The sequence below is a fragment of the Pseudooceanicola sp. HF7 genome, assembly GCF_011806405.1.
In the GTDB taxonomy this organism is placed as follows: Bacteria; Pseudomonadota; Alphaproteobacteria; order Rhodobacterales; family Rhodobacteraceae; genus Pseudooceanicola.
In genome coordinates this window covers 112,721-130,628 of record NZ_JAATOW010000012.1, presented here as the reverse complement: position 1 = coordinate 130,628, position 17,908 = coordinate 112,721, and the positions used below count along the sequence as shown (strand labels likewise).

Annotated in this window: 20 protein-coding genes; 6 read left to right on the top strand and 14 right to left on the bottom strand. The window is 66.7% G+C overall.

Annotated elements, in window-relative coordinates; translation table 11 throughout:
- The coding region (locus HCZ97_RS09480; protein ID WP_368484345.1) for a sodium:calcium antiporter at window positions 1–1,089 on the top strand (1,089 nt) is incomplete at its 5' end.
- 17 nt (window positions 1,090–1,106) lie between these two features.
- Here HCZ97_RS09480 and HCZ97_RS09475 read toward each other — a convergent pair.
- From HCZ97_RS09475 to HCZ97_RS09460, 4 genes are read right to left on the bottom strand one after another with little or no spacing between them, the layout of a single operon-like run.
- Window positions 1,107–1,550: a MarR family winged helix-turn-helix transcriptional regulator gene (locus HCZ97_RS09475; RefSeq protein ID WP_167688462.1), complete on the bottom strand. Its 444-nt coding sequence runs from the start codon at window positions 1,548–1,550 to the stop codon at window positions 1,107–1,109.
- Complete coding sequence (locus HCZ97_RS09470; protein WP_167688461.1) at window positions 1,547–2,380, bottom strand: carbon-nitrogen hydrolase family protein; 834 nt, start codon at window positions 2,378–2,380, stop codon at window positions 1,547–1,549. The genes HCZ97_RS09475 and HCZ97_RS09470 overlap by 4 nt, the downstream gene beginning before the upstream one ends.
- Window positions 2,377–2,637, bottom strand: coding sequence for a glutaredoxin 3 (gene grxC / locus HCZ97_RS09465; RefSeq protein WP_167688460.1), 261 nt, complete (start codon window positions 2,635–2,637; stop codon window positions 2,377–2,379). The genes HCZ97_RS09470 and grxC overlap by 4 nt, the downstream gene beginning before the upstream one ends.
- 30 nt (window positions 2,638–2,667) lie before the next feature.
- Window positions 2,668–3,405 carry a double zinc ribbon domain-containing protein gene (locus HCZ97_RS09460; RefSeq protein ID WP_368484344.1) on the bottom strand — a complete coding sequence of 246 codons (738 nt, stop codon included), beginning with the start codon at window positions 3,403–3,405 and terminating at the stop codon, window positions 2,668–2,670.
- Window positions 3,406–3,436: 31 nt separating this feature from the next.
- Here HCZ97_RS09460 and HCZ97_RS09455 point away from each other — a divergent pair, with 31 nt between their 5' ends.
- Both HCZ97_RS09455 and hemH read left to right on the top strand, forming a co-directional pair.
- Complete coding sequence (locus HCZ97_RS09455; protein ID WP_167688458.1) at window positions 3,437–4,273, top strand: methyltransferase domain-containing protein; 837 nt, start codon at window positions 3,437–3,439, stop codon at window positions 4,271–4,273.
- A gap of 243 nt (window positions 4,274–4,516) precedes the next feature.
- On the top strand, window positions 4,517–5,551 hold the full coding sequence (gene hemH, locus HCZ97_RS09450) for a ferrochelatase (protein ID WP_167688457.1): 1,035 nt from the start codon (window positions 4,517–4,519) through the stop codon (window positions 5,549–5,551).
- Window positions 5,552–5,700: 149 nt separating this feature from the next.
- Here the strand turns inward: hemH and HCZ97_RS09445 are convergent, their stop codons facing one another.
- Together HCZ97_RS09445 and HCZ97_RS09440 are read right to left on the bottom strand one after the other, a co-directional pair.
- The gene (locus HCZ97_RS09445) at window positions 5,701–5,883 is read right to left on the bottom strand and encodes a hypothetical protein (RefSeq protein ID WP_167688456.1); all 183 of its coding nucleotides are present in this window, start codon (window positions 5,881–5,883) and stop codon (window positions 5,701–5,703) included.
- Between the two features lie 143 nt (window positions 5,884–6,026).
- Entirely contained in the window at window positions 6,027–6,659 is a 633-nt protein-coding gene (locus tag HCZ97_RS09440) for a L,D-transpeptidase (RefSeq protein WP_167688455.1), read from the bottom strand.
- Between the two features lie 167 nt (window positions 6,660–6,826).
- Between HCZ97_RS09440 and HCZ97_RS09435 the strand changes: the two genes are divergently transcribed.
- The gene (locus HCZ97_RS09435; protein ID WP_167688454.1) at window positions 6,827–7,387 is read left to right on the top strand and encodes a CAP domain-containing protein; all 561 of its coding nucleotides are present in this window, start codon (window positions 6,827–6,829) and stop codon (window positions 7,385–7,387) included.
- A gap of 106 nt (window positions 7,388–7,493) precedes the next feature.
- Here HCZ97_RS09435 and HCZ97_RS09430 read toward each other — a convergent pair whose 3' ends face one another.
- A complete protein-coding gene (locus HCZ97_RS09430; protein ID WP_175581680.1) occupies window positions 7,494–8,429 on the bottom strand; it encodes an AraC family transcriptional regulator in 936 nt (311 codons plus the stop codon).
- 95 nt (window positions 8,430–8,524) lie between these two features.
- Between HCZ97_RS09430 and HCZ97_RS09425 the strand changes: the two genes are divergently transcribed.
- Window positions 8,525–9,274 carry an SDR family oxidoreductase gene (locus HCZ97_RS09425; RefSeq protein WP_167688452.1) on the top strand — a complete coding sequence of 250 codons (750 nt, stop codon included), beginning with the start codon at window positions 8,525–8,527 and terminating at the stop codon, window positions 9,272–9,274.
- 85 nt (window positions 9,275–9,359) lie between these two features.
- On the opposite strand, the gene HCZ97_RS09420 is transcribed toward HCZ97_RS09425, so the two are convergent.
- From HCZ97_RS09420 to HCZ97_RS09395, 6 genes are all read right to left on the bottom strand, one after another.
- Window positions 9,360–9,851 carry a murein L,D-transpeptidase family protein gene (locus HCZ97_RS09420; RefSeq protein ID WP_167688451.1) on the bottom strand — a complete coding sequence of 164 codons (492 nt, stop codon included), beginning with the start codon at window positions 9,849–9,851 and terminating at the stop codon, window positions 9,360–9,362.
- 86 nt (window positions 9,852–9,937) lie between these two features.
- Window positions 9,938–11,155, bottom strand: a complete 1,218-nt coding sequence (locus HCZ97_RS09415) for a class I SAM-dependent RNA methyltransferase (protein WP_167688450.1) — start codon at window positions 11,153–11,155, stop codon at window positions 9,938–9,940.
- Between the two features lie 49 nt (window positions 11,156–11,204).
- The gene (locus tag HCZ97_RS09410; protein WP_167688449.1) at window positions 11,205–13,043 is read right to left on the bottom strand and encodes an ABC transporter ATP-binding protein; all 1,839 of its coding nucleotides are present in this window, start codon (window positions 13,041–13,043) and stop codon (window positions 11,205–11,207) included.
- 95 nt (window positions 13,044–13,138) lie between these two features.
- On the bottom strand, window positions 13,139–14,311 hold the full coding sequence (locus HCZ97_RS09405) for a CCA tRNA nucleotidyltransferase (RefSeq protein WP_167688448.1): 1,173 nt from the start codon (window positions 14,309–14,311) through the stop codon (window positions 13,139–13,141).
- Complete coding sequence (locus tag HCZ97_RS09400; RefSeq protein WP_167688447.1) at window positions 14,308–14,931, bottom strand: CoA pyrophosphatase; 624 nt, start codon at window positions 14,929–14,931, stop codon at window positions 14,308–14,310. Before HCZ97_RS09400 ends, HCZ97_RS09405 begins: the two co-directional genes overlap by 4 nt.
- Complete coding sequence (locus HCZ97_RS09395) at window positions 14,921–15,910, bottom strand: Hsp33 family molecular chaperone HslO (protein ID WP_167688446.1); 990 nt, start codon at window positions 15,908–15,910, stop codon at window positions 14,921–14,923. The genes HCZ97_RS09400 and HCZ97_RS09395 overlap by 11 nt, the downstream gene beginning before the upstream one ends.
- 78 nt (window positions 15,911–15,988) lie before the next feature.
- On the opposite strand from HCZ97_RS09395, the gene HCZ97_RS09390 reads away from it, so the two are divergent.
- Window positions 15,989–16,420 carry an NUDIX hydrolase gene (locus HCZ97_RS09390; protein WP_167688445.1) on the top strand — a complete coding sequence of 144 codons (432 nt, stop codon included), beginning with the start codon at window positions 15,989–15,991 and terminating at the stop codon, window positions 16,418–16,420.
- Between the two features lie 51 nt (window positions 16,421–16,471).
- On the opposite strand, the gene HCZ97_RS09385 is transcribed toward HCZ97_RS09390, so the two are convergent.
- Window positions 16,472–17,767 (bottom strand): PP2C family protein-serine/threonine phosphatase, encoded by a 1,296-nt coding sequence (locus HCZ97_RS09385; protein WP_368484343.1) that lies wholly within the window; start codon window positions 17,765–17,767, stop codon window positions 16,472–16,474.
- Window positions 17,768–17,908: the final 141 nt, after the last annotated feature.

Sequence of the window (17,908 nt, the reverse complement as noted above, 5' to 3'; positions counted from 1 at the left end):
AGAAGAGGCGGAACCGCCCTGCGCCCCGAACGTTGGGCCGCCATGATCGCCGCGCTTCCCCTGCCCCTCCTGCTTGCCATCTTTGCCGCTTCCGCCCTGATCATCGCGATCACCGGGGTGATCATGACGGGCTATGCCGACAAGATCGCCGATCGCACCGGCCTGGGCGAGGCCATCGCGGGGGCTGTGATCCTGGGGGCGGCGACCTCTCTTTCCGGGACGGTGGTTTCTGTCACCTCGGCGATGGAGGGGCGGGCCTCGCTGGCCTTTTCCAACTCCGTGGGCGGGATCGCGGCGCAGACCGCCTTCCTGGCGCTGGCGGATCTGGCCTTTCGGCGCGCCAACCTGGAGCATGCGGCGGCGGAGCTGACCAACGTGGTGCAGGGCATCCTGCTGGTCTTCCTGCTGCTGCTGCCGCTCTCGGCGCTGGTCACGCCGGAGGTGACGCTGTTCGCCATTCACCCGGTGTCCTTCCTGATCCCCGTGCTTTACCTGGCCGGGCTGCTGATCAGCCGCTCTGTCCGGGAAGAGCCGATGTGGCGCCCGGTGCGCACCCGTCACACGCGGGAGGATGCGCCGGAGGAAGAGGAAGACGCCGCCAAGGCGAAGTCCAACGCGCGGCTTTTCGCGGAATTCGGCGGGCTTATGGCCGTCATGGGGCTGTCGGGCTGGGTGATCTCGCGCTGTGCGGGCGGGCTGACGGATCAGCTGGGGCTGTCGGCCTCGCTTGTGGGCGCCCTGATGACGGCGGTCGTGACCTCCCTGCCGGAGCTGGTGACGACGCTGGCTGCCGTGCGCCGGGGGGCGTTGCAGCTGGCCGTGGGCGGGATCATCGGGGGCAATACCTTCGACACGCTCTTCCTGCCGCTGTCGGATGCGGCCTACCGCGAGGGGTCGATCTACCATGCGGCGGGGATGGGCGATTACTTCTGGGTGGTCACGTCGCTGCTGATGACCACCGCGCTGCTGGGCGGGCTGATCGTGCGCGAGCGGCAGGGGCCGGCGGGGATCGGGTTCGATTCCCTGGCGCTTCTGGGGATCTATGCCGGGGCGGTGGCGATCCAGATCCTGGTGCCGGGGCTGGGCTGACGCCGTCGGGGCGCGCCTTAGCGGTCGCCTTCCAGGTTGGCACGCAGGTCGCGCAGGATCGGAAGGATGGCGCGGACCTTCTCTTCGCCGAGGTCTTCGAGCACATTGGTGAACATCGGGGCGATGGCGCTGAGCGCCGCGTCGCGCGCCTGCCGTCCCGCCGGGCTGATGGAGACCATCTTGCGCCGGGCATCGTCCCAATCCGGGCGGATGTGCACGTAGCCGGCCCATTCCAGCTTTGACAGCGTGTTGGTCATGGCCCCCCGGGTCACGTGGAAGGCCTGCGCCAGCTGCGCCGGACTCTTTTCCGTGTTGGCGCGCGCCAGGTGGTTCAGCAAGGAGAAATGCGACAGCTCCATGCCCTTGGGCAGCACCTTGGACAACCGGTTCCGGGTCATCTGGTCCGCCGCGAGGATCTCTGAAAAGAGCGCGATGGCGAGGGAGTTGCGGGGGTCGCTCATTGGTCCAGGCGGAAGTCTCTGTCGTGGCTCAGCGCGGGGACGCGGGCGCGGGCCGTGGTAACGGCCTTCGGGTCCAGGTCCACGTAGCCGATGCCCGGCTCCGTCCCCATGTCCAGCAGGACTTCGCCCCAGGGGGCAACCACCAGGGAATGGCCGTAGGTCTTGCGTTCCTTGCCCCGCGTGCGGGGATGGGTGCCGCATTGCGCCGGGGCCAGCACGTAGCAGCCGGTCTCGATCGCCCGGGCGCGCAGCAGCACGTGCCAATGCGCCGTCCCGGTGACCGCAGAGAAGGCCGCGGGCTGGGTCAGGATCGTGGCCCCCGCCTGGGCCAGGGCCCGGTGCAGGTAGGGGAAGCGCACATCGTAGCAGATGGCCAGGCCGACCTTGCCGAAGGGCGTTTGCGCCACCACGGCGCGATCGCCGGGGCGGTAGCCATCGGATTCGCGGTAGGTCTCCGTTTCGGAGACATCCACGTCGAACATGTGGATCTTGTCGTACCAGGCGGCAATCTCTCCCTCCGGATCGATCAGGAAGGAGCGGTTGGCAAAACGCCCGTCCGCATCCCCCGTCTTCAGCCCGATGGAGCCGATCAGCAGCCAGATCCCGTGCTGGGATGCGGCCTCTCGCAAGCCGGCAAGGGTGGGATCCTCCTGCTGCGTGCAAAGCACCTCTTCCTGGCGGCTGCGCGAGGACGAGAGGCAGTTGGACACTTCCGGGGTCAGCACGAAGCCGGCGCCATTGGCGGCGGCCTCTGCCACCATGGTGCGGATCATGGTCAGGTTTGCCTCCGGATCGTCGGAGGAGGTGATTTGCAGCAGCGCGGTTTTCATTCCGCCGCCAGCAGCGGGTCAAGCTTGCCGGATCCGTCCAGCTCGTAAAGCTCATCACAGCCGCCGACGTGGGTTTCGCCCACGAAGATCTGCGGCACGGAGGTCCGGCCCTTGGCACGCTGGGTCATCTTCGCGCGGCCCTCTGCATCGCCGCTCACGTCGATTTCGTTGTAAGCCACGCCCTTCTTGTCGAGCAGGCGCTTGGCGGCCTGGCAGAAGCCGCAGGTTCGGGTGGTGTAGATGTCGATCGGTTGCATTTTACCTCCGGATGCGGGTCCGGGGACAACCTAGAGCGCTTTGTCCGCACGCGCCAGAGCCAGAACCGAAACCGGGCCGGATCCAGCCGCCCGGCAGGCCGCTGTCGCCGCGGAAAAGGTCGCGCCGGAGGTCATGACGTCATCGACCAGCAACACCGGCCGGCCCTTCAGCCCGGTTGCGCGGGCGGGATTGACCCGGATGGCGGCAGAAAGCAGCGCGTAGCGTTGCGCCCGCGTCTTGCCTTCAAGGCTGGGGGTCTTGCGGGTGCGCAGCAGCAGGTCGGGCTGATCCAGGACCTCCTGCGCGGGATCCCGGGCGCGCAATTCCTTTACCAGCCGGCGCGACAGCTCTGCCGACTGGTTGTAGCCGCGCCCGATGCGCCGCGCCCAGTGCAGCGGGATCGGCGCGATCACCGTGCCGGGGCGCAGCATGGGGCGCGCGCTGCTGGCCATCCAGGCGGCGGCGGGGGCGGTGATTTCCAGCCGGTCGGCATGTTTCAGGCCCAGCACCAGCCGGCGGCCCATGGCGGCATATTCCATCACCGCGCGGCCCTGGTCCCAGGGGGGCGGATGGGCAAGGCAGCTGTCGCAACGGGCGGTTTCGCTTTCATGGCCGCCGGGCAGCTCTGCCCCGCAGCCATCGCAGACCAGTCCCAGCAGGAAGGGGGTATCGGCATAGCAGGGCCCGCAGAGGCCGAAATCGCTTTCCACGATGCCGCCGCAGCCGATGCAGCGCGCCGGGTAGATCACCCGCAATGCGGTTTGCACCGCCCGACCCAAGGACTTATCTAATCGTCCCATGACCCAAGCCCCTGCCCCCCGTCTCACCGATCCTGCGGCCCTGGCCGCCCGCCGCGCCCGCGCCCAGGCCGACGGTCTGTTCCTGCATGAGCGGGTGGCGGAGGACCTTCAGGATCGGCTCAGTATCGTTAACAAGTCCTTTACGAAGCCGATCCTGATCACGCCTTTTCCCGATCACTGGGCCAGGCTGACCGGGGATCTGCCCGCACCGCCGCGCATCCTGCCCCCGTCAGATGTGCTGCCGGTCGAGACCGAGAGCGCCGACCTGGTGTTTCACGTCATGGACCTGCACTGGTCCAATGACCCGGTGGGCCAGCTGATCCAGTGCCGCCGCGCGCTGACGCCCGACGGGCTGTTCCTGGGCGTGCTGTTCGGCGGGCGCACCCTGAGCGAGCTGCGCGAATGCCTGGGCCAGGCAGAGATCGAGGTCACCGGGGGCCTTTCCCCCCGTATCGCCCCCATGGGAGAGGTCCGCGACCTGGGCGGGCTGCTGCAACGGGCCGGCTTTGCCCTGCCCGTGGCCGACAGCGAGGTTCTGACGGTCACCTATGCCTCTCCGTTCAAGCTGCTGGCGGACCTGCGTGCCATGGGCGAGGCCAATGCCCTTCAGGACCGGCTGCGCCGCCCCACCCGCCGCGCGGTGATCCTGCGGGCGATGGAGCTTTACGTGCAGGCCCATGGCGATGCAGAGGGCCGCGTACCCGCGACCTTTGAGATCGTCACGCTGACGGGCTGGTCGCCCGATGCCTCCCAGCAGCAGCCCCTGCGCCCCGGCTCTGCCAAGGCGTCGCTGGCCGATGCGCTTGGCACCACGGAAAAGCCGCTGAAGTTCTGAGGCGGGCGGGTTTGCGGCGGGTTCTGTGCCGTGGGGCCCTTTCGCCGGAGCCCTCGCGGGGGCCTTCGCGGCGGCCTGCGCTGAAATTTCGCAAGGACTCCGGCCATTTTCCCGTGATCCCCCCGGTATTCCCGCCCGTATTCCCCTAGTATGGCGCCAGAGATTGCCGCGGCCCAGCGTCACGGCGCATTGACCGACCGAGAGAAGCCTATATCTCCGGAGCGGGACAGACAGGAGACGAAGATGGCAGAGACCCCGACCCACGCCCCGGCGGACCACCCCAAGATCCCGCGTCAAAAGGTGGGCGTGCTGCTGGCCAACCTGGGCACGCCGGATGGCACCGATTACTGGTCCATGCGCCGCTACCTGTCAGAATTCCTGTCGGATTCGCGGGTGATCGATTACCCCAAGTGGAAATGGCAGCCGATCCTGCAGGGGATCATCCTGAGCACCCGGCCCCAGAAAAGCGGCGCGGCCTACAAGACGATCTGGAACACGGAGGCGGATGAAAGCCCGCTGCTGACCATCACCAAGCAGCAGCATGCCAAGCTGTCCCAGGTGCTGGCCGATCGCTACGGCGAAGACGTGATGGTCGATTACTGCATGCGCTACGGCAACCCCTCCACCCAGTCCAAGGTGCAGGCGATGGTCAAGGCGGGGTGCAGCAAGATCCTGTTCTGCCCGCTCTACCCGCAATATGCCGGGGCGACGACCGCCACCGCGAACGACCAGTTCTTCCGCAGCCTGATGGCAGAGAAATGGCAGCCCGCCAGCCGGACCCTGCCGCCCTATTTCGACGATGCCACCTATATCGATGCGCTGGCACAATCGGTGGAACGCGCCCTGCCCGAACAGCCCGATGTGCTGGTCTGTTCCTACCACGGCCTGCCGGAACGCTACCTGCACGAGGGCGATCCCTACCATTGCCAATGTCAGAAGACGACTCGCCTGCTGCGCGAGCGGCTCGGCTGGGACAAGGACCGAATCATCACGACCTTCCAGTCGCGGTTCGGCCCGGAGGAATGGCTGCAGCCCTACACGGTGGAAGAAGTCGCGCGGCTTGCGGAATCGGGCCGCAAGAAGATCGCCATCTGCGCCCCGGCCTTTTCGGCCGATTGCATCGAGACGCTGGAAGAGATCAACGAGGAGATCCGCGACAGCTTCATGGAGGCGGGCGGCGAGAGCTTCACTTACATCCCCTGCCTGAACGACGATGACGCCCATATCGCGGCGCTTGCCGGACGGATCGAGGCGAACCTGGCTGGCTGGCTGGACTGAAACATCAGTGCGGGCCTTGTTTTCAAGGCCCGTTCAGCCCCTGGCCGCTGCAAGCGCAGCCCTGTCAGGGACCGTCAAAACAAATCTTTGCGCAAACAAAAAGGCGGTGGAAAGCTCCACCGCCTTTCGCATTCCCGATTTAACGGAAATTATTCGGATGCAGCAACAGCTGCGATCACGGCCAGCAGAACCAGCGGCAGGATGATGCCGGAGGAAGAGCTGGTGGTTTCTTCGACGATGACCGGAGCTTCGATCACCGGCTCAGAGTATGCGCCTGCGGAAGCTGCGGTTGCGGCACCGGCCAGGACAGCGGCGAGAACGAGTTTCTTCATTTTTATCCTCCAGATAAAGGCCCGCCCGCGAAACATACGGAAACGGGCACCTAAGACGTACCTCGTGATTCCGAGTTAATCGGCGCACGTCCCAAAAAGCAATTGGAAGATCGTTAAGGCCTACGTACCACAGGGAAATGTCGTCAAATTAGCAACACTTGGGTCCCAACCTCGGTGAGGTCGAAGAGCTCCGTGATATGCTCATTGTAGAGCCCGATGCACCCGTTGGAAGACCGGCGGCCAATTTTCCGCGTGTCGTGGGTGCCGTGGATCCGGTAGTAGGTCCAGCTGAGGTAAAGTGCGAGCGGTCCCAGTGGGTTGTCCGGTGCGCCGCCCTCGACCACGCTGGGCCACTCAGGGTTGCGTTCACGCATCGACGGGGTGGGCCGCCAGGTGGGCGCCACGACCTTCTGGATGACGGAGGTGCGGCCGCGACGGGTCAGATCCTCGGTCAGGGGAACGGAGGTCGGGTAAAGCTTGTAGATCGACTGGTCCTCGGACCAGAAGTGCAGCGCACGCGAGGAAATGTCGACCAGGACCGCACCGTTCTTGGTGTTGTCGAAATAGGGCCGCCAGTCCAGCGCGCGGAAGGACGAGATGTTGTGGCGCACCACCTCGCTGGGGTCGCGCTCGACCTCGGTGGAATTCTGGAAGGGCGTGGAATACCCCTCGGATGTATCGGGGACCTGCTGCGCGAGCGCGGGCGTGGCCAGGAAGGCTGCGCCGCCCGCAAGGAAGCTGCGGCGGGTCTTGGGCTTGTCGATGGGGCTGGGCATCACTGTCTCCGTCCGGCTTATCGGAAGTGGTGTGCTATGGTATGGCTGTTGGGGCGCAGTCGCAAATCAAAGAAGTGTAATTGAACCTAATCACAGGCTTGTGCGTTTGAATCCGTTCACCGGGCGCGATAAGCCTAGACCCAAGACCTTTCCCAGGCAGGAATTTCATGCGTTTCACCATACTGGCCACCACGATCCTTGTTGCTCTTTCCGCATGCGCCCCGACGCCGCCGTCGTCGACGGGGCAGCTGGGATCGGATGGAAGGCCCCTGCCCAAGCTCTATCGAATCCCGTCGCGGGCAGAGAACACGATCCCCTATGAAGTGCTTGATTCCGTCAACACGCTGCGGGCCGCCGCAGGCGCCGGCAGCCTGCAGCTGAACTCTGAACTGACGGCTGCCGCTCAGACCCATTCCAACGACATGTCCAACCAGGGCAGGCCCTGGCACTTCGGATCGGACGGCTCTTCGCCCATCGACCGGGTGCAGCGCGTGGGCTATCCGGGCGTGCTCGTGGGCGAGACGATCTCTGAAACCTTCGAGACGGAGATCGAGACGCTGGCGGCCTGGATGGACGAGGAAGACACCCGGCGCATCATCCTGGACCCTTCGGCCACGGACCTGGGCTTTGCCTGGCACCAGGATCGCAACGGCAAGATCTGGTGGACCATGGTCCTGGGTCAGCGCACCGGCGGTACCTTCATGAGCTTCGCCGCCAACCAGGGCTGAGACCCCGGTTTCCAGCAGGATTTCCCCGCGACAGGCCTGACCGGGCCTGCGCGCGCATCCCTGTCGATCCCGCTTTGCGCGAATTTCCGCCCGTTCTGCCCTGCCGTCAGGCCATTTCCCGCGCGTAGCGCGCCGGCGTCGTGCCATTGTGCCGGGTGAAGGCCGTGGTGAAGGCGCTGGCCGAGCCGTAGCCAGTGCGCCGCGCGACTTCCGAGATCCCCATCTGTCCGCCGCCCAGCATGTGCCGGGCCAGTGTCATGCGCCAGCCCAGCAGGTAGCCCATGGGCGGCTGCCCGACGATCCGGTTGAACCGCGTGAAGAAGGCAGAGCGCGACAGCCCCGCCTCTGCCGCCAGCAGGGGGACGCTCCAGGCGGCCCCTGGAGCGCCGTGGAGCGCGCGCAGGGCCGGAGCCAGGCGCGGATCAGAGAGGCCGCGCAGCAGGCCCGGCGTGGCCTGCGTGGGCGCAGAGCGGAAGGCTTCGATCATCAGGACCTGCAAAAGATGCTCCAGCACCCTATCGCGGGCGGGCCGGGCCGCGTGGACCTCATCCCGGACCAGGGTGGCCAGCGCGGCAAGCCGGTCTTCGCCCCGCACCAGAGCGCTTTCGGGCAGGAGGGACAGCAAGAGCTCCCGGTCTGGCGAGCCAAAGCTGCAATGGCCGATCAGCAGCTGCACCGGGGCCGCGCCTGCCCCATCCTGCCGGCCGCCGATGTTCAGGACCCCGTCCGCCGCCCGCTCGATGCGGGTTTGCTGGCCCGCCGCCGGGGCGGGATCACGGCTGGAAAGGGTGAAGGGCAGCACATCCGGCACCAGGATGAAATCACCCGCGGCCAGCTGCGCCGGGGCGCGCTGGTCCACCTCTATCTGGATGCGTCCCGCAAGGACCATGCAGTAGAACACCCCCCGCACGTCGTCCCGGCGCACCCGGAAGGCGCCGCGCGCCATCACCAGCTTTGAGAAGGGCGCGCGCGGTTGCAGAAGCGAGATCACCTCTGACAGCGGATCGACAGGCGTGGCGGTGCTTAGGTCAGTTTCGGGCATTTTCGGACTATGGGTAAAGAAAGCTGGATTATCCATGGTAGAAGGTACGAGGCTTCCTGTCGATATGGGTAGGACCCAACCACAGGAGACTTCCCATGAAGACGATCCTTATCACCGGCTGTTCCTCTGGCTTCGGACTGGAGATCGCGCGGCATTTCCTGGCCCGGGGCTGGCAGGTGGTGGCCACGATGCGCACCCCCGACCCGACCCTGCTGCCGGAGTCCGAGCGGCTGCGGATCCTGCCGCTGGACGTGACGGACCCCGCCAGCATCGCCGCCGCCGTGGCAGAGGCCGGGCCGCTGGATGCGCTGGTCAACAATGCCGGGATCGGCTGGATGGCCCCTTTCGAGGCCACGACGCCGGAGAGCCTGCGCCAGATCTTCGAGACCAACACATTCGGCACCTTCGAGGTCATCCGCGCATTCCTGCCCGGGTTCCGGGCGCGTGGCGCGGGGGTGATCGTGAATGTCTCGTCCTCGGTCACGCTGCTGCCGCTGCCGCTGGTGCCGGTCTATACCGCCAGCAAGGCGGCGGTGAATGCCTTCAGCGAATGCCTGGCGCTTGAGCTGGCGCCGCTCGGCATCCGCACCCAGCTGGTGCTGCCGGGCCGCGCGCCAGGCACCCGTTTTGGCAGCAATGCGCGGGCGATCATGTCCGATGCCCCGCAGGCCCCGGCGGACTATGCCCCCTTCATCGCCAGCGCCCTTGAGGGGTTCAACGCCGGCAGCGACGAAGAGCCCACACGCCCCGAGGACGTGGTGCAGGCGGTCTGGCGCGCGGTGACGGATGAGGACAGCCCCTTCTGCCAGCCTGCCGGGCGCGATGCAGAGGCCCTGGCGGGCTGAGTCAGGCCCAGGCGCATGTCCCTGTTGTCACAACTAAAAAGGGCCCCGCCGGTTGGCGGGGCCCTGTCCTTGCCCGGTGAGGGGCCTAGGGGAAGATGGCGATGACCGTGCCTTCGCGCAGCATCGAGTAGATCTCTTCTATCTCGTCATCGGAGACGGCGATGCAGCCCGCCGTCCAGTCCGGCCCGCCGCCGATGCCGCGTTCCTGGCTTTCCCCGTGGATGAAGATATCCCCGCCCGCGTTCTTGCCCTGCGACTCGGCAAAGGCCAGGTCGTTGAGGTTGGGATAAGAGATCCCGACCGAAAGGTGGTACCTGGAGTTCGGGTTGCGGCGGTCGATGTGATAGACCCCCTCCGGCGTCTTGCCGTCACCGCGGAACTGCTTGGCCCCGACCGGGGCGTTGCCCAGGTCGATGTCATAGGCCTTCAGCACCTGGTCGTGATGCATCAGGTACATCCGCCGGTCCTGCTTGAAGACGTAGACGCGGGTCACTTCCGGCCCGTTGTAGGTTTTGAATTTACTTGAACACCCCGCCACCGTGAGGGCGAGGACAAGGATCAACACTGCCCGTATCATCGTTTATCGCTTTTTTTGCTTCGATGTTTGCACGGGAAGGTAGCAGAATCGGGGGCTTTCCAGAAGCGGGTAAATCACGCGCGCCCTCACGGTCTCGTGAAGCCGGCCACCAGTTCAACGTGGGACGACCAGCGGAACTGGTCCACCACCTGCACCGGTCCCATGACGTAGCCTGCCGCCAGCAACACCCGCGCATCGCGGGCGAAGGTCACCGGGTTGCAGGACACCGCGGCGATCAGCGGCACGCCGGCGTCGGCCAGTGCGCGGGTCTGGGCCTCTGCCCCGGCGCGGGGCGGGTCGATGACCACGGCGTCGAGCCCCTTGAGGTCATCGTCACGCAGCGGGTCGCGGAAAAGGTCGCGCATCCGGGCCTGAAGCTTGTGCAGGCCGCCGGCCCGGCGCCAGCCGGTTTCCAGCGCGGCGGTCATGGCGCGGTCGCCCTCCACCGCCAACACCTCTGCCCGTTCGGACAGCGGCAGGGCGAAGGTGCCGCAGCCTGCAAAGAGGTCCGCGACGGTCTTGGCGCCCTTGGTGATCTCAAGCACCGCATCGAGCAGCGCCTGTTCCCCCTCTTTCGTGGCTTGCAGGAAAGCTCCGGGGGGCGGCGTCACGCGGGCGCGGCCAAAGCGCTGGTCCGGGGACTGGCGGGTGACGATCAGCTCTCCCTCCCAGGCCAGGCGGGCGATGTCCTGTTCCTGGGCCGTCTGGGTCAGCGCCAGCCGCAGGGGTTCATCCAGCGGCTTGCCCCCGATGACGGAGATATCAAGCCCCCCTTCGGAGAGCGTCGCCTGAACGGAAAGCTCTGCCTTGCGGCCTGCGCCGGTCACGGCCAGCGCCTGGGCCACCGGCAGGGCGCGCATCAGGTCGGGGTGCAGCAGCTTGCAATCGGGGATCTCGACGATCGCGCCGGAGGCCCGTCCATGGAAGCCCGCGATTGCCCCGGATTTCGTCCGCCGGGCAGAGAGAGAGGCGCGGCGGCGCGAGGCCGGCGAAGAGGTCAGCACCGGCGGGAAGACCGCGTCGATGCCCTGCGCGCGCAGCGCGGTTTCCACGATGCCCCGTTTCCAGGCGGCCACGTAGTCATCCCCCGCGTGCTGCACGGAGCAGCCCCCGCAGGAGCGGAAGTGGCGGCAGGGCGCGGCCACGCGTTCCGGCGCCGGCTCCACGATCTTGACGTTTTCCAGCCGGTCGCCGTTGAGCGTGCCGGTGACACGTTCGCCGGGCAGCGTCATGGGGGCAAAGACCGGTCCGGCGGCGATGCCGTCGCCGTGGTGGCCAAGTTTCTCTATCAGGTAGGTTTCCATGCCGCCTGTTATCGCGGGTGAGCGCTTCGGCAAAGCCCTATTCCGCGCCTTATTCGGCTGCATCCTGCGTATCGAGGAACCCACCGGACTGGCGTGACCAGTAGCGCCAGTAGACGCCCTTGTTGGCAAGCAGCTGTTCATGGGTGCCGATTTCGACCACTTCGCCGGCGTCCAGCACCGCGATGCGGTCCATGTGGGCGATGGTGGACAGGCGGTGGGCGATGGCCAGGACCGTCTTGCCCTGCATCACCCGTTCCAGGGCGGACTGGATCTGTGCCTCCACTTCCGAATCCAGGGCCGAGGTCGCCTCGTCCAGGACAAGGATCGGCGCATCCTTGAGGATGGCGCGTGCCAGGGCGATGCGCTGGCGCTGCCCGCCGGAGAGTTTCACTCCGCGTTCGCCCAGCCGGGCCTCGTAGCCTTCGCGGCCCTCGTGGTCGACAAGATCGCGGATGAAGTGATCGGCCTCTGCCTTGCGGGCGGCGGCGATCATCTCATCCTCGGTCGCGCCGGGCCGGCCGTAGAGGATGTTTTCCCGCGCGGAGCGGTTGAACATGGCGGTATCCTGGGTGACCAGCGCGATGTTGCGGCGCAGGCTGTCCTGGGTGACATGGGCGATGTCCTGGCCGTCGATCTGCACCCTGCCCCCTTCCGGGTCGTAGAGCCGCAGCAGCAGCGAGACCAGCGTGGACTTGCCCGCGCCGGAGGCCCCGACGATGCCGATCTTTTCGCCCGGCGCCACCTCAAGCCGGATGCCCTGGATGCCGCCCTTCTTCTGCCCGTAGGCAAAGCTGACGTCATCGAAGAGGATCCGCGCCTCTGGCACGGCAAGCTCCGTGGCATCATCGGCGTCCTGCAGGCGGACGGCGCGGCCCAGGGTCTTCATCCCGTCCTCCACCTCACCGACCGATCCGTAAATCCCCATGAGAGAGAAGCTGACCCAGCCGGTCATCTGCGCCATGCGGACAGAGACGGCCCCGGCGGCGACGATATCCCCCACGGTGGAGATACCGGCGGACCAGAAGGCCAGCGCGCCGCCCACCAGCATCACGGGCAGCAGGCCGCCCATCATCGTCAGCAGGATGCGGAAAGTGCTGGAGAGGCGCCCGAAGGCCAGGGCGGAGTCGCGGTAGCTGGACAGGGCGCCAAGGGCCGCGCGGTCTTCCTGATCCGCATGGGCGAACAGCTTGACCGTCTTGATGTTGGTGATCGTGTCCACGATCTGCCCCGAGACCATGGCCCTTGCCGCCGCGCGATGCCCGGCGCGCTTGCGGATGCGGGGCAGGAAGAAGGCCACCAGCCAGAGGTAGCCGGCCAGCCAGACGGCAAAGCCCAGCCCCAGCCAGGGGTTGATGGAGATCATCAGCGCCACAGCCCCGCCGACGGAGGCCAGGGCGAAGGCGCAGGTATTGATCGTCTCGAAGGCCACGTCCGTCATGGCGCGCGCGGTCTGCATCTGCTTCTGGCTGATACGCCCGGCGAAATCGTTGTCAAAGAAGGTGACGGACTGGCCCAGGGTCCAGCGGTGCAGCTTGGAGAGCACCAGCGAGAAGACATTGGGCATGACCACCATGGCATTGGCCACGGTGGAGAGCCCGAAGAAGAGCGGGCGCGCGATCAGGAAGAAGCCGACGGCTCCGGCCAGCAGCGCCATGTTGGCGGTGGTGAAGAACCCCTCTGGCCCGGAGGCATCGGCGCCATCGACCACGCGGCCCAGAAGCCAGGCCGTCACGGCCTCCATCCCGCCGGCCAGCGCCGCAAGGCAGGCCGCGAGGATCAGCGCCGGGAAGGCCCCCCGCAGGAGCCAGCCCATGAAGCGAAGGAGCGTGTCGGGGGGCGCACCGCGGGCCGGTGCGAAGGGGTCGATAAGCTTTTCGGGATGAAACATGATGTCCCTTTCGCTGCGTTTATCCGCCGCGTGAGGGGTTCGTTCAAGCCCAAGCGCCGCAATGGCGCGATTGTGAGGCCCGGGGCGGTGCCTGCCTAGTCGCCGGGGGGCGACTCTTCCAGCAGTGCCTCCCGGTCGAGCGTGAAGCCAGAGGCGATCCAGCGGGCCTCCAGCTGCCTGAGCCGGGCGCCAAGCGCCGGCCCCTTGTAGCGGGGCATCAGGTCCCGCGCGCCGATGGGAAAGCTTTGCCCCGCCCCGTCGCGTGCGGCAGCAAGGCCGGAGTGGTCGAGCGGCATTTCCAGAAGGGCGGCGCGCAGGAGCAGGATCTGCTGCGCCACCTCTGCCCCGTGGCGATAGCCCAGCTCCCCCGGTCCGCGCGTCTCTGCGGCCTCTTCCCGCATCAGGCGGGTAATGTTGGCGTCCTTCTGGGACAGGCGCAGCGGCGCGGTCATGTCCTCTCCGGTCAGCGCGGCAAGGCGTGCGCGCCAGTCCGGGCCAAGGCCTGCCGCCTGCTGCAGATGCACCAGCGGTCCAAGCGCCCTTGGGTCCGCCCCCGGCACCAGGCCGGACAGGATGTGGATCTGCGCCATGGTGGCCACTTCCCGGACCGGATCGCGGGTGGCCAGCAGCTTGGTGATCTCTGCCCCGACCCTTTCGCGCGACAGCCCTTCAAGCCCATCGGCATTCTCCGCGATAGCCGCCAGGGTTTCGACATCGAAGCCTTCGGCGGGATCGGCAAAGCGGGCGTGGAAGCGGAAGAAGCGCAGGATGCGCAGGTAATCTTCGCGGATGCGGCGCGCGGGGTCTTCGATGAAGCGCAGGCGGCGCGCGGCCAGGTCGGCTAGCCCCAGCCCCAGCGGGTCGCGCACCCTGCCATCGGGCGCCGCGTAGAGCGCGTTCATGGTGAAGTCGCGGCGACGGGCGTCTTCTTCCATGCGGTCGGAAAAGGCCACCACCGCGTGGCGGCCATCGGTCTCCACGTCGCGGCGGAAGGTCGTGACCTCATGCGGTTGCCCGGCAGAGATCACGGTGATCGTGCCGTGGTCCAGCCCCGTGGCGATCGCCTTCAGCCCCGCGGCCCGGGCGTGGCGCAGGGTGTCTTCGGGGTGGGCATCGGTGGCGATGTCGATATCGCCCACGGGCAGGTCCATCAGCGCATCGCGCACGCAGCCGCCAACGAACCACGCTTGGTGCCCGGCGGCCGTCAGGGCCTGGCAGACGGCCTGGGACGCGGGTGCGCGCAGCCAGGCGGCGGTGATCCGGGTCATTCGGCGGCGACCTCTGCGTCGCGCATGGCCTCTGCGAAGATCCGCAGCATCCGGGCCGTGGCCCCCCAGATGTAGTAAGGGCCCCAGGGCACGGTGAAATAGTGCCGGTCCATCCCCTGCCAGCGGCGCGACTGGACGGTGTAATTGGCCGGTGTCAGCAGGTGGGACAGCGGCACGGTAAAGACCTCTGCCACCTCGTCGGGTTCGGGACGAAAGGCGAAGGGATCACGGATGCGCCCCACGACGGGGGTCACCTGGAAGGCGGTCACCGTCTCATGGCTGGGCAGGCTGCCAAGGATCTCCACGTTGGCGGGATCAAGGCCGATCTCTTCCCGGGCCTCGCGCAGGGCGGCGGCGGTGGGGTCGGCATCGCCCGGATCCTGCTTGCCGCCGGGAAAGGCGATCTGGCCCGGATGGTGTTTCAGCCGCGAATTGCGCACGGTCAGGATGACCCGCAGTTCGCCGTCGACGTTCAGAAGCGCACAGAGCACCCCTGCCGGACGCAGCTTGCGATCGGGCGGCAGGCGGTAATCCGGGTTCAGGTCGAAATCCGACGACGGTGCACGCGGCGCCCGAAGCGCCGCGGCAATCCGTTCAAAGCTGGCCGGCTCAGCCCTCATCGCCCTTGGCTTCAAAGCCGACGGTCTTCGGGTCCAGCACGTAATGGGCGCCGCAGAACTGGCAATCCGCGGTAACGGTGCCTTCGTCCGTCGTCATCTTCTCGATGTCGCGGGCCGAGTAGATGGAGAGCGACTGGCGCACCTTGTCTTCGGAGCAAGAGCAGCCGAAGCGCACCGGCTGGGCGTCGAAGACACGCGGTTTCTCTTCGTGGAAGAGCCGCACCAGCAGGTCCGTGGGGGCCACCGTGGGGCCGATCAGCTCAAGCTGTTCGACGGTGTTCAGGTGGTGGTTCACCCGGTTCCAGTTCTCTTCGACTTCCGCGTCCCCGGCCACCAGGTCCTGGGCCAGCAGCAGCCCGCCTTCGCCGGAGCCTTCGGCCACGTGCATCCCCGCCTTGGGCATGGTCTGGATCATCATGCCGCCAGCGCGCCAATGCTCTTCCCCGCCCATTTCGGTGGAGCGTCCGAAGGAGAGCGCGAAGCGCGTCGGGATCTGTTCGGACTGGGCAAAGTAGGCCTCTGCGCAGGAGGTGAGAGAGCCACCGGCCAGCGGGGTGATCCCCTGGTAGGGCTGCATGCCCTGGCCCTGGTCGATCATGATGGCAAAGTAGCCTTCGCCGACCTGGTCAAAGGGGGCCTCTTCGGTCAGGCGATCCCGGTCGAAGCTGGCATAGGCGCGGATGCGCGCTGGCTGCCCCTCTTCCTGGGGACCGTAGTAATCGGTGGCGATCATGCGCACCGCGCCCTTGGACTGGACCTGAAGCTGCAGCTTCCAGCGCAGCTTGATGGTCTGGCCGATCAGGGCGGTCAGCAGGGCCATTTCGGCCACCAGGGCTTCGACGACCGGGGGATAATCGTGCTGTTTGAGGATCCCGTCCAGCACGCCGTCCAGCCGGGCAACCCGGCCACGCGTGTCCGCGCCGTCCAGTTGGAACGGCAAAACGGTGTCGTCCCAGGCAGTTTTCGTGCTGAGGGTCATGGGAATTTCCTATCCGCTTGCTCTTGGCATACAGCGGTGCGAGGTAAGGGGCAAGCGAGCCAGCTTCAAGGAGAGACCATGCGTCGTTATGGTAACCCCCCGATTTCCGGACAGGATTATACGCTGCGCCCCGGTGCATATGCCATCCTTCCGCGCGACGGCAAGCTGCTGATGACCTTCCAGGCCGCACCCGAGCCCGAGTTCCAGCTGCCCGGCGGGGGAATCGATGCCGGGGAAAGCCCCCTGCAGGCGCTGCACCGCGAGGTCTGGGAAGAGACCGGCTGGAGCATCGCCGCCCCGCGCCGCATCGGCGTTTACCGCCGTTTCGTCTGGATGCCCGATTACGAGATGTTCGCGGAAAAGCTGTGCCATGTCTTCCTGGCGCGCCCTGTGATGAAGCGGTCAGAGCCGATGGAGCCCGACCACACCGCGCTTTGGCTGGCCCCAGAGCTGGCGGTGGACCTGATCGCCAGCGAGGGCGACCGGGATGTACTGGCCGCGCTGATCTGATCGCCCCCTGCGGGTCTGACTCTAGGGCCCGATCTCCCCAGCGCCGACAGGTCACGCCGGGCCGGGGTATTCCAGCAGCACCGCAGAGATGTCATCGGGGAAATCCCCGCCGCCGTAGTAATCCGCCAACATCCAGACCACGGATTCCAGCAGGGCTGTTCCGCGCACCTCTCTCAGCCGGTCAAGGATGCGGCACAGCCCTTCGGTATTCAGCAGCCTGTCCTGGGGATCGGGGCATTCGATGATCCCGTCCGACTGGATCAGCACCCGGTCACCGGGGCAAAGCTGCACCTGCACCTCTTCGAAGGCCATGCCGGGCAGCAGGCCGATGGGCGGGCCGCCCTGCCCCAGTTCTTCCAGCCGGCCATCGGCATGTTGCAGGATCGGATGGGGGTGCCCCGCCTGCACCATGCGCATCTGCCCCGTCTCCATGTCGAAATGGGCCAGGACCATGGTGAAGTAATGCTCTGTCGTGACTTCGCCCAGGACCAGCGCGTTGAGGTGCTGCGCCACCTCTTCCAGCGCGCGGTGTGCAAATCCGCCATCGGGCAGCGCGCGCAGGGCGACGTTCTGTTCCGGCACCGCCGGAGAAAGATAGCCCGCGATCCGCGCCGTCAGCAGGGCAGAGCTGATGCCATGGCCGGAGACGTCGATCGCGTAGCAGCCGAAACTGGTGCCATCCACCGGGTAATAGCCCACGAGGTCCCCGCCCACGCGCCCGGCCGGTTGCAGCAGAAGAGAGATCTGCGCCGGGCCGAAATTGCGGTGCCGTTCGCGCACCAGGCTTTGCTGCAGCTTCTTGGCTTCCAGCAGGTCGCTGTCGATGGAATCATGCGCTGCCTGCAGCTTTTCCAGCGTCTGGCGGATGATCCGGTTCTGGGAGGTCAGCAGGCGCTGCATCGCAAGGATGCGTTCCCCGGCATTGAGCCGCGCGCGCAGCTCATCCTTGTTCACCGGCTTGGTCAGGAAGTCATCCGCCCCCGCATCAAGCCCCTGCGCCGCATGCATCTTTTCATTCTTTGAGGTCAGCAGGATAAAGTAGCCGTAGTGATCCGATTCCAGGTCGCGGAAGGCCCGGCAGAAGGCGAGCCCGTTCATCCCCGGCATCATCCAGTCACTGATGATCAGCTCCGGCGCGCCGGCCTGGCAGATCGCCAGCGCCTCTTCCCCGCTGGCGGCTTCCGTCACCTCGAACCCCCAGGAGGTCAGCAGGCTGGTCAGGATGCGGCGCTGCAAGCGGCTGTCATCCACCACCAGCACCCGGCGCGTCACGCTGGCCGGATCCATGCCCGCATGGTCCGCCCGTCCCCGGTCCGGTCCGGTCTTCTGAAGCGGTTCAGCCGACATGTGATCCCACCAATACGTCCCTTTTCGCAAGCGCCTCATGTCACCGATAAGGGTGAGCATTTAAAGGCCTTTTAAAGGTCAAATTGTCCGCGTCGTTTCAGCTTTCGGTAAGGCGTACGCCCTAGGTTTCCGGCAGGCTTG

Bases quoted from the DNA above. Each gene is read 5' to 3' on its own strand.
- HCZ97_RS09475 (WP_167688462.1), bottom strand. From the start codon at position 1,550: ATGAGCGACCCCCGCAACTCCCTCGCCATCGCGCTCTTTTCAGAGATC.
- HCZ97_RS09470 (WP_167688461.1), bottom strand. From the start codon at position 2,380: ATGAAAACCGCGCTGCTGCAAATCACCTCCTCCGACGATCCGGAGGCA.
- grxC (WP_167688460.1), bottom strand. From the start codon at position 2,637: ATGCAACCGATCGACATCTACACCACCCGAACCTGCGGCTTCTGCCAG.
- HCZ97_RS09455 (WP_167688458.1), top strand. From the start codon at position 3,437: ATGACCCAAGCCCCTGCCCCCCGTCTCACCGATCCTGCGGCCCTGGCC.
- hemH (WP_167688457.1), top strand. From the start codon at position 4,517: ATGGCAGAGACCCCGACCCACGCCCCGGCGGACCACCCCAAGATCCCG.
- HCZ97_RS09445 (WP_167688456.1), bottom strand. From the start codon at position 5,883: ATGAAGAAACTCGTTCTCGCCGCTGTCCTGGCCGGTGCCGCAACCGCA.
- HCZ97_RS09440 (WP_167688455.1), bottom strand. From the start codon at position 6,659: ATGCCCAGCCCCATCGACAAGCCCAAGACCCGCCGCAGCTTCCTTGCG.
- HCZ97_RS09435 (WP_167688454.1), top strand. From the start codon at position 6,827: ATGCGTTTCACCATACTGGCCACCACGATCCTTGTTGCTCTTTCCGCA.
- HCZ97_RS09430 (WP_175581680.1), bottom strand. From the start codon at position 8,429: ATGCCCGAAACTGACCTAAGCACCGCCACGCCTGTCGATCCGCTGTCA.
- HCZ97_RS09425 (WP_167688452.1), top strand. From the start codon at position 8,525: ATGAAGACGATCCTTATCACCGGCTGTTCCTCTGGCTTCGGACTGGAG.
- HCZ97_RS09420 (WP_167688451.1), bottom strand. From the start codon at position 9,851: ATGATACGGGCAGTGTTGATCCTTGTCCTCGCCCTCACGGTGGCGGGG.
- HCZ97_RS09415 (WP_167688450.1), bottom strand. From the start codon at position 11,155: ATGGAAACCTACCTGATAGAGAAACTTGGCCACCACGGCGACGGCATC.
- HCZ97_RS09410 (WP_167688449.1), bottom strand. From the start codon at position 13,043: ATGTTTCATCCCGAAAAGCTTATCGACCCCTTCGCACCGGCCCGCGGT.
- HCZ97_RS09405 (WP_167688448.1), bottom strand. From the start codon at position 14,311: ATGACCCGGATCACCGCCGCCTGGCTGCGCGCACCCGCGTCCCAGGCC.
- HCZ97_RS09400 (WP_167688447.1), bottom strand. From the start codon at position 14,931: ATGAGGGCTGAGCCGGCCAGCTTTGAACGGATTGCCGCGGCGCTTCGG.
- HCZ97_RS09395 (WP_167688446.1), bottom strand. From the start codon at position 15,910: ATGACCCTCAGCACGAAAACTGCCTGGGACGACACCGTTTTGCCGTTC.
- HCZ97_RS09390 (WP_167688445.1), top strand. From the start codon at position 15,989: ATGCGTCGTTATGGTAACCCCCCGATTTCCGGACAGGATTATACGCTG.
- HCZ97_RS09385 (WP_368484343.1), bottom strand. From the start codon at position 17,767: ATGTCGGCTGAACCGCTTCAGAAGACCGGACCGGACCGGGGACGGGCG.